The 13,531-nt window shown below is 37.6% G+C and carries 10 protein-coding genes; 4 read left to right on the forward strand and 6 right to left on the reverse strand.

Annotation, left to right across the window (positions count from 1 at the left end; translation table 11 throughout):
• The first annotated feature begins 69 nt into the window (after positions 1–69).
• Positions 70–663 carry an AIM24 family protein gene (locus DFQ11_RS00730; protein WP_110473730.1) on the forward strand — a complete coding sequence of 198 codons (594 nt, stop codon included), beginning with the start codon at positions 70–72 and terminating at the stop codon, positions 661–663.
• Positions 664–737: 74 nt separating this feature from the next.
• Here the strand turns inward: DFQ11_RS00730 and DFQ11_RS00735 are convergent, their stop codons facing one another.
• Positions 738–1,682 (reverse strand): UDP-glucuronic acid decarboxylase family protein, encoded by a 945-nt coding sequence (locus DFQ11_RS00735; RefSeq protein ID WP_110473731.1) that lies wholly within the window; start codon positions 1,680–1,682, stop codon positions 738–740.
• A 196-nt stretch (positions 1,683–1,878) separates the two neighbouring features.
• Here DFQ11_RS00735 and DFQ11_RS00740 point away from each other — a divergent pair, with 196 nt between their 5' ends.
• The 3 genes from DFQ11_RS00740 (at position 1,879) to nagB (ending at position 5,069) form a co-directional block, all read left to right on the forward strand.
• Positions 1,879–3,201 (forward strand): sugar MFS transporter, encoded by a 1,323-nt coding sequence (locus DFQ11_RS00740; RefSeq protein ID WP_110473732.1) that lies wholly within the window; start codon positions 1,879–1,881, stop codon positions 3,199–3,201.
• Between the two features lie 31 nt (positions 3,202–3,232).
• Positions 3,233–4,198 carry a Gfo/Idh/MocA family protein gene (locus DFQ11_RS00745; RefSeq protein ID WP_110473733.1) on the forward strand — a complete coding sequence of 322 codons (966 nt, stop codon included), beginning with the start codon at positions 3,233–3,235 and terminating at the stop codon, positions 4,196–4,198.
• Positions 4,199–4,265: 67 nt separating this feature from the next.
• A complete protein-coding gene (gene nagB / locus DFQ11_RS00750) occupies positions 4,266–5,069 on the forward strand; it encodes a glucosamine-6-phosphate deaminase (protein ID WP_308425313.1) in 804 nt (267 codons plus the stop codon).
• A gap of 105 nt (positions 5,070–5,174) precedes the next feature.
• Here the strand turns inward: nagB and DFQ11_RS00755 are convergent, their stop codons facing one another.
• From DFQ11_RS00755 to DFQ11_RS00775, 5 genes are all read right to left on the reverse strand, one after another.
• Positions 5,175–6,479 (reverse strand): Glu/Leu/Phe/Val family dehydrogenase, encoded by a 1,305-nt coding sequence (locus DFQ11_RS00755; RefSeq protein WP_110473734.1) that lies wholly within the window; start codon positions 6,477–6,479, stop codon positions 5,175–5,177.
• A 103-nt stretch (positions 6,480–6,582) separates the two neighbouring features.
• The gene (locus tag DFQ11_RS00760) at positions 6,583–7,686 is read right to left on the reverse strand and encodes a mechanosensitive ion channel family protein (protein ID WP_110473735.1); all 1,104 of its coding nucleotides are present in this window, start codon (positions 7,684–7,686) and stop codon (positions 6,583–6,585) included.
• 90 nt (positions 7,687–7,776) lie between these two features.
• Positions 7,777–9,183, reverse strand: coding sequence for an efflux transporter outer membrane subunit (locus tag DFQ11_RS00765; RefSeq protein ID WP_189342968.1), 1,407 nt, complete (start codon positions 9,181–9,183; stop codon positions 7,777–7,779).
• Positions 9,184–9,208: 25 nt separating this feature from the next.
• Positions 9,209–12,340, reverse strand: a complete 3,132-nt coding sequence (locus DFQ11_RS00770; RefSeq protein ID WP_110473736.1) for an efflux RND transporter permease subunit — start codon at positions 12,338–12,340, stop codon at positions 9,209–9,211.
• Positions 12,341–12,379: 39 nt separating this feature from the next.
• Entirely contained in the window at positions 12,380–13,522 is a 1,143-nt protein-coding gene (locus DFQ11_RS00775) for an efflux RND transporter periplasmic adaptor subunit (protein WP_110473737.1), read from the reverse strand.
• Positions 13,523–13,531: the final 9 nt, after the last annotated feature.

Raw genomic sequence — 13,531 nt, forward strand, 5'->3', positions numbered from 1 at the left:
TTCATAACTTTGTGACTTAATTTGTTTTATAACCTTTAAAGTTTACCTTTGGTGAAAAATTATTTTAGTATGAAAAAAATATTTTTAATAATCTTATTAGTTGCATTTAGTTTGTCTTCTTTTGCTCAAAGGCATCAGGATCAATGGTTTTTTAGTATAGGAGTCAATGCGATTAATGATGTAGGAACTAAAAACCCATATAAAAACTCTAGTGATTGGGCCTTCAAATTTCCGCTTTCAGCTGCTGTAGAATTTAATTGGGCAGAAAATATTGCAATAGAACAATCATTAACTTTTAACGGATTTAATAAAGGTGATTTTTTAGACCCATATCCCAATGCAGCAAGAGATTATAATTATATCTCATTAGACACACATTTGAAGTATTATTTTGGCGACCTCCTTTTAGGAAAAGCGCCTAGCAGAAATGCGGAATGGTTTGATATTTATGTGAACGGAGGTCTAGGTTTTAGCCATATCGATGAAACCAATATCTCTGCAAACGTAGGTGGCGGCGTATTATTTTGGCTAAATCGTGAAAAAAGCTTTGGTATAAGATTACAAACTATAGCCAAATTTGCACTTAACCATTCAGATAGCGATATGGTTAATATTGACAATAACCATTTTCAGCATCATATACAATTCGTATTTAAATTATAATCTAGTTTAAATCATAGTATAAAAAAGGCTCACATGTTCATGTGAGCCTTTTTTATATCACCTAAGCTAATTACTTAATTCTTTTTAAGTAAATCATCAAAATAATTAATCGTTTGTTTTAATCCTTCTCTTAATTGAATTTTAGGTTCCCAACCTCCTAATTCTTTTTTAGCCAAGCTAATATCAGGTTGACGTTGTAAGGGATCGTCCTGAGGTAAGGGCATAAAGGTGATTTTAGAGGAAGATCCTGTTAAATCAATCACTTCCTGGGCGAGTTCTAACATGGTAAACTCAATAGGGTTTCCTATATTCACCGGGCCTGTAAAGCCATCTCTGGTATTCATCATGCGATGCATTCCTTCAATAAGATCATCTACATATTGAAAGCTCCTGGTTTGTGTCCCTTCTCCAAATACCGTGATATCCTTTCCACTTAGTGCTTGCATAATAAAATTAGAGACCACACGACCATCTTGAGGATGCATACGCGGTCCGTAGGTATTGAAAATACGGATGATTTTAATATTTACTTGGTTCTTATTATGGTAATCCATAAACAGCGTTTCAGCACAACGTTTGCCTTCATCATAGCAGGAACGTAAACCAATAGGATTCACATTTCCCCAATAGCTTTCTGGCTGTGGGTGGACGGTGGGATCGCCATAGACTTCGCTAGTAGAGGCCTGTAGAATTTTTGCATCTACACGTTTCGCCAATCCTAACATATTAATAGCACCCATTACCGAGGTTTTAATCGTTTTTATAGGATTGTACTGGTAGTGGATTGGTGAGGCTGGACAAGCCAAATTATAGATTTCATCGACCTCCGCCATATACGGATTGGTGATATCATGGCGTACTAATTCAAAATAATGGTGATCCATTAAATGTTCTATATTGCCCTTAGACCCCGTAAAATAATTATCTAAACAAATCACCTCGTGACCTTCATTTAATAATCGTTCACATAAATGCGAACCTACAAATCCAGCACCACCAGTAACTAAAATTCTTATCATCTAGTATATCTTTTAAAAGTTTAAAAATAAGACATATTTTATAAGTGTCTTTGCTCTTACTCACATTAAATTGAGTATGGACGCTATGAGTATTGTGTTTTTAAAGTTATCCACACCGAATTATTAAACCCAAAGCTGCTCCAATTTTAAAACAAAACTATTATATTAACCTCCAATTTAAAACTCATTCGAACTAATGACTACAGGTACAAAACCACAAAATAACCTTGTTCCCATATTAATAATTGCTGGTCTCTTCTTTATTTTTGGTTTCGTGACCTGGATTAATGGGGCCTTAATTCCCTTTATGAAAACCATTAATGAGCTTACGGATGCACAATCCTACTTAGTAGCCTCTGCCTCCTATATCTCCTTTGTGGTAATGGCACTGCCAGCCTCTTATATTTTGAGTAAAATAGGCTATCGCAAAGGTATGTCGCTCGGTTTATTTATCATGGCTATCGGTGCTTTACTATTTATTCCCGCGGCTGAAGCGCGAACTTATTGGGTATTTCTTACTGGAATTTTTATTCAAGGTATTGGAATGACTTTGTTGCAGACTGCCTCCAACCCATATATCACTATCTTAGGTCCTATTGAAAGTGGGGCGAAACGTATCGCCATCATGGGAATTGCCAATAAAACCGCTGGTGCCTTAGGATCTCTAATTTTTGGAGCTATCCTTCTTTCTGGAATTGATGCGGTGCAAGAGCAATTGGCCAGAGCTTCTGACGACGAAAAAACAATACTTTTAGATACCATGGCCGATTCTGTATTTATGCCCTATATCATCATGGCCTCGGTTTTAGCTATTTTAGGAATTCTCATTCGAAAAGCACCTCTTCCACATGTTGAACCTGTTGAATCGGAAGATGATATCCATGGCGACACCTCGAAAAAGACCATATTTCAATTTCCGCATTTATGGTTAGGCGTGTTAGCCTTATTCGTTTATGTAGGCGCTGAAGTGATTGCCGGAGATACTATTATTTCTTACGGTATTTCCCTTGGCATGCCCGGAACAGATGCGAAATTCTTTACCACTTATACTTTAATGGCTATGGTAGGCACCTATGCTTTAGGCGTCTTTTTAATTCCGAAGTACGTCAATCAAAAAACCGCACTGATTGTTAGTGCAATTTTAGGTATGGTGTTTAGTATATTGATTTTATCCACCTCTGGAATTACATCGGTTTTATTTGTAGCGGCTTTAGGAATTGCAAACGCCTTAGTTTGGCCTGCGATTTGGCCTTTAACCTTAGACGGACTTGGTAAACATACCAAAACAGCTTCTGCCCTACTCATCATGGCTATTGCTGGTGGTGCCATTATTCCACCGCTCTACGGAAGAATTGTGGACAGTACCAAGTTAGAATTGATGAGCTCAGGAATGGATTCATCAGAGGCTTTAGCCATAGCCTCGACGGAAAGTTATTGGATTTTAATTCCCTGTTATGCAATGATTTTATTTTTTGCCGTTTGGGGCCATAAAATCAAATCGAAGCCGACCAAAGACTAATAATTTAATCGCATATTTCAGAATCACCATTATGAAAACATACCGATGGGGCATTATTGGCTGCGGGAGCGTGACGGAAATTAAAAGTGGACCCGCCTATCAGCAGACGGAAGGTTTTGAGCTTCATGCTGTGATGCGTCGGAATTATGAAAAGGCTCAAGATTACGCTAAAAGACATCAGGTCCCTAAAGTCCATAAAACTGCTGAGGAACTGATTAATGATCCCTACATTGATGCCATCTATATCGCTACTCCTCCTGACTCGCATGAATTTTACGCCTTAAAAGTGGCTGAAGCCCAAAAAATATGTTGTATTGAAAAGCCCATGGCTCCAAGCTACGAGGCTTGTATACGAATCAATACCGCCTTCCAAAAAAAAAACCTTCCTCTATTCGTTGCCTATTACAGACGATCGCTACCACGCTTTCAAAAAGTGAAATCATGGATTGAGGAGGACAAAATTGGAGAAATCAGACATATCCGTTGGCATTTTAGTAAACCTGCTAATCCAATGGACTTGTCTCAACACTATAATTGGCGTACCGATGCGCGTATTGCCCTTGGAGGCTATTTTGACGACCTGGCATCGCATGGATTAGATTTGTTTAGCTATCTATTAGGTGATATTATTAAGGCCAATGGCCTAGCTATAAATCAGCAAGGCTTATATTCTGCCAAAGATGCTATTACAGGTTATTGGCTTCATGAATCGGGCATCACAGGCTCGGGAAGTTGGAATTTTGGAACGGAAAAACGAGAAGATGAGGTTGAAATTTTTGGTAGTCAAGGAAAAATAAAATTTTCTATCTTTGCCAACCAACCTATCTTACTGAACCACAGTGGTAATAGTGAAAGTGTGATTATTGAAAATCCAAAACATATTCAATTATACCATGTTGAAAATATTAAAAAACATCTGCAACATGTGAGCTTACACCCTTCAACAGGTGACACCGCAGCGCATACAAGTTGGGTGATGGAGCAGATATTAACATAAAACGTGTTTAAAGTTTCAAATATGATTAAAAGCACATACGATACCGCAACGGATAGAGACCGACGATTTGAAAAGATCGATACTGTTATTTTCAAAAGACCCTTTTAGCGCTTCAAAAGAAATTGCCAAAGAAATCGCAGAACTCATCCGTGACAAACAAGCTCAGAACAAACCCTGTGTTTTAGGTTTAGCTACTGGAAACTCTCCCATTGAACTTTATTCGGAATTGGTTAGGCTACATAAGTACGAAGGACTAAGTTTTAAGAATGTGATTTCTTTTAATTTGGACGAATACTATCCCATACAACCCGACTCAGAACAAAGTTTTTATCAGTTTATGAATATGTATTTGTTTGATCATATCGATATGCTTCCTGAAAACCATCATATCCCAGATGGTTGCTTAGCTAAAGACGCTATTGACGATTATTGTACGGACTACGAAACTAAAATAGAAGCCTTATGCGGCATTGATCTTCAGATTTTAGGTATTGGTGCCAATGGACATATTGGTTTTAATGAATCGGGGTCACGAGAGGATTCTAAAACACGTTGGGTAGCTTTGGATGATATCACCATTAAAGAGGCTAGTCCTTATTTTTCTGGAATTGAACATACCCCAAAAGCAGCTATCACCTTAGGCGTTCAGAAAATTATGGAAGCGAAGCGTGTTATTTTAATGGCTTGGGGTCATAAAAAAGCCGAGATTATCAGTGCTGCTATTGAAGGTAAGGTAACTAAAAACGTTCCTCCTTCCTATTTACAGAAGCACCATAACGTGACCTTTGTGCTCGACCATGCGTCTTCCGCAAAACTGACACGAGTACATTCTCCTGAGCGTTTGATTCCAACCCCATCAGGTAATAAATAAGAGCTTTTATCATATCACATATTCAGGCTTGATAAGCTTTACCAAGCCTGAAAATGCTCTATGTTTAGTTTAAATGAGGACTCCTCTTTCCATCTCCTAAATGATTTATGGAAATATCCCTCGTTGTACATAGGCTTTTTCTACGCGCTCTATCGCTATGCAAAATGCTGCGGTTCTCATATCTACACCTTCTCTAACGGCATAGACAAAGACTTTATTGAAGTTCCCTTTTAATTTCTTTTCGAGCTTTTCCATGACCTCGTCGTAATGCCATATCTCGCCACTTCGGTTTTGTAACCATTCGAAATAACTCGCAATAACCCCTCCTGAATTACATAAAATATCAGGGATAATGGTAATGCCGCGATCGATTAAGATTTTTTCACCATCCACATTGGTCGGCCCATTAGCACCTTCAGCAATTAATTTAGCTTTAATATGTGGCGCATTCTCTTTTGTAATCTGGTTTCCTAGGGCCGCTGGAATACAAATATCACAGTCTAAAGCAAAGAAGTCATCATGATCGACGGTTTGTGAATTAGGGAAGTCAACAATACTTCCTTTATTGGTTTTAGTGTATTGAAATAGATTTTCAACATTAATTCCTTTTTCGTTTTGAATGCTTCCGAAGGCATCTTGTACACCTACAAGTTTAGCACCATCTTTTTCTAAGAAATGAGAGGCCCAATACCCTACATTTCCAAAACCTTGAACAATAAATTTCTTACCTTTTAAGTTGATATCATTTTTATCTGCCCAAAAGATAATGGTTAAATACACGCCATAGCCTGTAGCTCTATCTCTACCTTCTAAGCCTCCCGACCCTTCTGGTTTACCTGTAACAATATGCTGATTGGCAGTACGTTGTGCCGGAGGTCTTGTACTCATATAAGTATCTGCAATCCAAGCCATAGTTTGACTATTGGTATTGACATCTGGTGCTGGAATATCGTGTTCAGGACCAATATTATCGGCTAAAGCGTAAGTGAATCGCCTAGTGATTCGCTCTAATTCTGTTTCAGAAAATTTTGAAGGATCAATTTTAATGCCCCCTTTACCACCACCGTAAGGCAAGCCCGCTAAAGAACATTTCCATGTCATCCACATGGCTAAAGCACGTGCGGCATCTAAATCTACTGTAGGATGGTAACGTAATCCGCCCTTATAAGGTCCTAAGGCGGCATTATGTTGCACCCGATAACCCGTAAACACTTCAACATCACCATTGTCCATTTTTACAGGAAAATTCACTAAAATCTCGTTATTAGTGATGCTCAGAATTTTTCTTATATGAGGATGTAGCTGTATACGATCGGCAGCATTATTAAATTGCTCCATCACATTATCCATCATCCCTCTTAAAGGCGGCTTTTTATGTTGAGTCTGTTTCTCTTTTTTTGATTTTGCCATTTTTTAAAGGTGTAATTTTAGAATTATTAAATTTTACACCACTAAAATAATGTTTTTCGTAAGAAAAATATGTTTTGCCGAGAAATATCTAAATTATATAGACTTAAATATCTTTCTTTTCCATAGAATTTTCATTTGCGAAGTATATCGTACGTGTTGGAAAAGCCAATTCGATACCTTCTTGATCGAATCGCTTTTTTGTGCTTTCAAAAACATCGCATTTTAGAGTAAAGGAATCACCAAATTTTGCCGACCATGCCCAGGCTCTAATTGTTATAGACGAATCATTAAATTTGGTTAAAGCTGTTCTTACTATTGGTTTTCCCTCCTTTTTTTCAAGTACCGTTCGGTTATCAATAATTAAAGGATGCTTTTCACATTCTTCTTGGAGTATTTTTTTGGCGAGATCGATATCACTACTATAAGAAATCCCCATTTCCACGTGCTCACAATTCTTCAATTCACCTAAATCGTAATTAATGAGTCGTTCTTTGTTAATGACAGCATTAGGAATTACAATCATCTTGTTTTCGAAATTTCTAATAATGGTATGGCGTAATGTAATATCCGTTACCGTCCCTACCATTGTATCGGTTACCTTTATGACATCTCCTATTTTAAAGGGCTTAAAAGAAATAATGAACAATCCACCAACGAGGTTAGACAGCGCTTCTTGTGAGGCTACACCGGCAATTAAAGCTATAATTCCCGCACCACCTAAAGCCGTTTGCGCAATGCCCTTCATAGAAGGAAAAGCCATTAAGCAGAACAGCAGACCTAAAAAGCAGATGACAAATACCGCGAGGTATCTCAAGAATTTATAAGTTGTAGGATCTAGGTCTTGTGTGACCTTTTCTTGAATCTTATGTTTAAACCAATAATTACATAAGGTGGCGGCAATGATTGTGGCTACTGTAACAATCCCAAGATAGGCTGTAATTCTGAAGTAACCCACTAATAATTGGTCCTTGTCACGACTAACAAACACAAAGCTTAAAGCAATTATCCCTAAGACATACCATAAGGTTTTTATGGTTCTTTTAATAAAACGGGTACGTCTTACTGGAGCTTCAGAAAAGCGTTTCACTTCCCTTTTAAGCATCCAACGACTTAGTACATTTGTTAACCAATTAAGCAGCAATACCACCGAAATGACTATTGCTGCATAAATTAAATGTGATCTGTACGCTTCGAAAAATTCCGTCATGTTTTTGTCGTTTTTTATTTAATCCTATCAAAGATAATAGGAAATCATGACACTATCGCCTAATTATTTCAGCGTAAAAACAATAAGGATTTACTTCCAACCACCACCAAGGGCTTGGTATAAATCTATAATCGCTTGTAATTGACTGTTCTTAGCATTTACTAAGCCTAAACTAGAATTTAATGCATTCTCTTCGGCTCTTAATACTTCGAGGTAGTTCGCTAAACCATTGTTTAATAATTCCTCAGAATAAGTCGTAGCCACCTCATAAGCATCAAATTCTTTCTGCTTAATCTCTATTCTTTCCGTTGCAGAATTATAGGCATACATCGCATCAGACACCTCTTTTGAAGCCACTAATAGCGATTGTACAAAGTTTAATCGGGCTTGTTCTTGTTGAGCTTGAGACACCTCGTATTGGGTCTTAATTTTTCGACCGTTTAAGATAGGTTGTGCTACACCTCCGATAATATTTGCAAATAAAGAATTCGCATTGAATAAATTATCTATATCTAAACTTTGTAAGCCCGCATTTGCCGATAACGTTAGCGATGGGTAGAAATTACTTCGCGCTACATTCGTCAATTCAAAGGCGTTTCTAAGGTTAAATTCAGCCGCTACCACATCTGGTCTATTACTCAATAATTGAGACGGTACACCTAGCGTTAAATCCGTGGTAATTTCTTGTTCTGCAAGCGTTGAGCGTTCCATTTCCTGTGGCATTTCACCTAAAAGGATTGCCAAGGTATTTTCTAGGATATGCGATTGTTGTTTAAGGTCTACTAAAATAGCTTGTGCTGTATACAACTGTGCTTCGGTTTGTTTAACCCCCACCTCAGTAACATTTCCAGCTTCCTTTAAGGCTCTAGAAGTTTCTAAACCATTCTCTCTCGTTATAATCGTTTGTTCTGTGATTTTAATTTGCTCATCTACAGAAAGCAACTGGTAATATACAGAAGCAATATTAGCTATCAAACGTGTTTTAACCGCTTTATGTGCCGCCACGGTTTGTAAATAGCGTGCCTGAAACGCACGTTTATTAGATCTAATTTTCCCCCAAACATCGGCCTCCCAAGACAAGGCTCCAGATAATTCATACTGATCTAAGGAGCTTCCCAAAGCACCAAATTGACCATTTTCTGAAGGCTCTTGATGCATATAACTTGCATTGGCTCCTAGAGTTGGGTAGTATCCGGCTTTACCTTGCTTAAAGTAAGCTTCAGAAGCAATTATCTGTTGGAGTGCTACTCTAATATCTATATTATTCTCTAAGCCTTTTTCGATATATTGAGTTAGAACAGGATCAGTGAATAAGGTTTTCCAAGACACATCGGCCAAGGTTAAGCTATCTTCAGAAATTTGATCGGTTCTAAACTTGGCTTCGTCTATATTTAATTCCGTGAGTTCAGGTTGCGTATACTCTTTTGCTACGAAACACGATTGAAGCGTGAGCATTAGCGCAATGACTGAACTGAATTTTATGATTGTATTTTTCATTACTTTACTATTTTCAAATTGTTGCTTATGCTTCCTCTTTAACTACTGATGGTTTTGTACTTACTTTCTCGTGTAACCATTGGAACAGTATGTACAGAATTGGAATAATAAATAATCCTAATAAAGTACCAATTAACATACCTCCTACAGCTCCAGTACCAATCGCTCGGTTACCTTCTGCTCCAACACCAGATGCAATTACCAATGGTGTTAAACCAAATATAAAGGCTAAAGAAGTCATTAAGATTGGTCTTAAACGTGCTTTAGCACCTTCGATGGCCGCATCAACAATAGTTAATCCTTGTCGTCTTCTTTGAAGCGCAAACTCTACAATTAGAATGGCATTCTTCGCTAACAGACCAATTAACATCACTAGGGCGATCTGGAAATATATATTATTCTCTAGACCTGCTAGTTTCGTAGTGATAAAGGCGCCAAAGATTCCCAATGGTAAAGAGAAGATAACCGCAAATGGAATCATATAACTTTCATATTGTGCCGCTAATAAGAAATACACGAATACCACAACTAGTATTAAAATCATTCCCGTTTGGTTCCCTGCTGCAAGTTCCTCACGCGTTAAACCAGAATAGACTGTCGAGTAATTACTAGGTAATGACTTTGCTACTTCATTCACAGCTGCAATACCATCTCCTGTACTAAATCCTGGATTTAAAGCTCCAGTAATAGATGTCGAGTTAAACAAGTTGAAACGTGTTACCGATTGTGGACCAAAATCACGCTCTAAAGTCACAAATTGTGTAATAGGGGCCATATCTCCAGAACCTGTTTTGATATACAGATTACTGATATCTTGTCTGTCCTTTCTATCTTCAGGCTTCGCTTGAATATACACACGATACTGTTTTCCGAAACGTGAAAAATCTGCCGCATAAACACTACCAATATACCCTTGCATTGTATTGAAAATGGTATTGATATTTACACCGTATTCTTTTGCCAATGGTACATTAATATCCATTCGGTATTGCGGGTACTTTGTACTAAAGGATGAGTTGGCATATTGAAATTCTGGTCGTTGACTCAGGTTTCTAATAAACTCTTGATTCGTTTTATCTAAGTCGGCAAAACTACCCCCAGATCTATCTAATAAGTTCAACTCTACACCTGCCGAGTTACCAAATCCTGGGATACTTGGAGGCGAGAAGAAAATAATATTCGCTTCTGGTATGGTTGCTGCAATTCCGAATAACTGTCCAATAATTGCTTTTGCGGACAAATCATCAGTTGTACGCTCACTCCAGTTTTTTAACTTAATAAAACCAAGACCATAGTTACTACCACCACCACTAATTAAACTTCTACCGTTAACTAATGTTACCGCTTCAACTCCATTAATTTGTCTAATTTTCTTACTCAACATTTCATTGACCTCAGCAGTTCTATCTATAGATGCACCAGAAGGCAATTCAACATTGGTAAAAATAATTCCTCTATCTTCATCTGGAACAAATCCTGTTGGCGTTGTTGTAGAGGCATACCAAATACCAGCAACTGCTGCCACAAGAATTAACACGTTAATCCATTTGTGTTTGTATAGGAAACTTAAGGACTTCCCATATTTTAAAGTCATCGCATTGAAACCTCTGTTGAAGGCACTGTAGAAACGTTGTAATCTTGTTTTCTTCTTTTCTTCTTCAGAATGTGGTTTTAAGAATATAGCACATAATGCTGGACTCAGTGTTAATGCGTTTACGGCTGAAATTAAAATCGCCACAATTAAGGTCACCCCAAACTGTTCGTAGAATACACCCGTTGGTCCTGTAATAAAGGTTACTGGCACAAACACCGCCGCCATTACTAAGGTAATAGACACAATAGCTCCAGAGATTTCACTCATGGCCGTTATCGTTGCTTGCTCTATATCTTTGGCGCCTTCATCAATTTTAGCATGGACGGCTTCCACCACAACAATGGCATCATCCACCACAATACCAATGGCTAATAACAGTGCGAAAAGCGTTAGTAAGTTAATCGAATACCCGAATAAATTCAGGAAGAAAAAGGTACCTATAATAGATACCGGAACGGCAATAGCAGGAATTAAAGTAGATCTAAAGTCCTGTAAGAATAAAAACACTACTAGGAATACTAAAATAAAGGCTTCAATTAAAGTAGAAACTACTTTATTTACAGATGCATTTAAAAACTCATTGGTATCATAAGGAATGATATAATTAATCCCTTCTGGGAAACTCTCTTTTAAAGTGGCTAATTCTGCTTTTACTTCTTCAATAATCGCTTGTGCATCCGAACCTTTAGTTTGGAAAACACCTAGAGCCACGGCTGGATTACCATTTGTTTTAGCACTTGAGGCATAAGACATAGCATCGAGTTCGATTTCAGCCACATCTTTAAGTCTTAAGAACTCACCATTCCCTAAAGATTTCACAATGATATTTTCATATTGTTCTTGATCACTAAAACGACCTTCATAGGTAATCACATAAGAAAAGGCTTCCCCACTATTTTCACCTAAGGTACCAGCTGCTACTTCCTGACTTTGCTCATTAATTGCTGCTGTAATATCTGAAGGCGCTAAGCCATAAGCCGCTAACTTATCTGGTTTAATCCAAATACGCATCGCGTAATCTTTTCCACCAAAAATGGATACATCACCCACACCTTTAACACGTTGAAAGGCAGGAACGACATTAATTTTTAAGTAGTTTTGAAGGTAAGTATCATTATAAGCTTCGTTCTCACTGAAGAAACTAATAAACATTAAAGCACTTGTTTGTTGCTTTTGTGTTAATACCCCTGTTTGTCTTACGGCTGCTGGCAATAATGGATTGGCACGTGCCACACGGTTTTGAACGTTTACCGCAGCAATATCAGGATCGACATCTTGGTCGAAATATACCGTAATATCTGCTGTTCCACTGTTTGTTGCCGTAGAGGTGATATAAGTCATCCCTTCTACCCCGTTGATTTGCTCTTCTATTGGAATAATAACACTTTCCAATACGGTTCCAGCTGTTGCTCCTGGGTAAGATGCCGACACTTTAATGGTAGGCGGTGCAATATCTGGATATTGGGTCACGGAAAGGGATTGTAATCCTAGAATTCCCAGTATAACTATAATGATAGAGATCACTGTAGACAATACAGGTCTCGTAATAAATGTTTTTAACATGGTCGTTTATGTTTTGATTTCGTAATGAATCGCTATAAATTATTGAAACTCGGCTTTGATAGGTTCAGTAACACTATCAAAATCTGTTTTTTGAGGCTGAACTGGTGTCCCTTCACGTAATTTCCCAACGCCAGTAACGATGACCGTCTCACCTTCTTCTAAACCAGAATCTATGATGAATAAGTTATCTGTTTTACCTTTGATTGAAATCGCTCTTGATGACGCAATCATAGCATCGGTAGAATCTTTCTTCACCGTATAAACAAATCTACTATTCTGATTTTCGAAAGTGGCCGATTGTGGTATTACTAAAACATTCTCAAATACGGTTGGCACTTTAATAGTACCGCTGTTTCCACTATTTAAAATTCCATTCGCATTATCAAACAAGGCTCTAAATGAAATCGTACCTGTTTTCATATTCACTTGGGAATTTATAGTTTCAATTTTACCTTTCTTTGAATACTCCGTCCCATTAGCTAAAACTAAGGTCACTTCAGAAAGATTCTTAATCTTATCTTCTTTTGAATCCCCTTTCGCATTCTGGATAAAATCGATATACTCGCTTTCATTCATAGAAAAATAAGCGAATACATTACTTATATCTGATACGGTAGTTAAAGGTATTTGGGTAGAAGGACTCACTAAAGATCCTTTTCTTAAGCGTATTTCACCTACATAACCATCTACTGGACTCTTTATAGTACCATATCCAATGTTTGAAGCAATACTATTATAATTACTTTTTGCCTGTTGTAATTTGGCTTTTGCAGTCTCTAACTGAACCGCACTTATAATATTTTTCTCCACCAAAGGCTTTAATTTATCCACCTCAACTTGCGCTGCATTAACATTAGCTTTAGCTGCTGCTGCATCTTGGTTCATAGATTGGGTCTCTATTTTAAATAAGGTTTGTCCCTTTCTTACTTTTTGACCTTCATCCACTAAAACATCAGTAATATATCCCGAAATTTTAGCTCTAACCTCACTATTAATAACGCCCTCGAGACGTGTTGGATAATCCTTATAGGTAGTTACCGTCTTCGTAGGCACTTCTATTACAGGCAATGGCATAGCTCTTTGCTGACCAACCATAGGGTTTTTAGATGCTTGATCGTTTCCACATGATGTTACTAAAAATAGTACTAAAAGCGGCAGTATGTTTTTGGTGATTGTATTCATTATTATTAG

It is taken from the genome of Winogradskyella epiphytica, from assembly GCF_003217215.1.
Classification (GTDB): Bacteria; Bacteroidota; Bacteroidia; order Flavobacteriales; family Flavobacteriaceae; genus Winogradskyella; species Winogradskyella epiphytica.

Bases quoted from the DNA above. Each gene is read 5' to 3' on its own strand.
- DFQ11_RS00730 (WP_110473730.1), top strand. From the start codon at position 70: ATGAAAAAAATATTTTTAATAATCTTATTAGTTGCATTTAGTTTGTCT.
- DFQ11_RS00760 (WP_110473735.1), bottom strand. From the start codon at position 7,686: ATGACGGAATTTTTCGAAGCGTACAGATCACATTTAATTTATGCAGCA.
- DFQ11_RS00755 (WP_110473734.1), bottom strand. From the start codon at position 6,479: ATGGCAAAATCAAAAAAAGAGAAACAGACTCAACATAAAAAGCCGCCT.
- DFQ11_RS00770 (WP_110473736.1), bottom strand. From the start codon at position 12,340: ATGTTAAAAACATTTATTACGAGACCTGTATTGTCTACAGTGATCTCT.
- DFQ11_RS00765 (WP_189342968.1), bottom strand. From the start codon at position 9,183: ATGAAAAATACAATCATAAAATTCAGTTCAGTCATTGCGCTAATGCTC.
- DFQ11_RS00745 (WP_110473733.1), top strand. From the start codon at position 3,233: ATGAAAACATACCGATGGGGCATTATTGGCTGCGGGAGCGTGACGGAA.
- DFQ11_RS00735 (WP_110473731.1), bottom strand. From the start codon at position 1,682: ATGATAAGAATTTTAGTTACTGGTGGTGCTGGATTTGTAGGTTCGCAT.
- DFQ11_RS00775 (WP_110473737.1), bottom strand. From the start codon at position 13,522: ATGAATACAATCACCAAAAACATACTGCCGCTTTTAGTACTATTTTTA.
- DFQ11_RS00740 (WP_110473732.1), top strand. From the start codon at position 1,879: ATGACTACAGGTACAAAACCACAAAATAACCTTGTTCCCATATTAATA.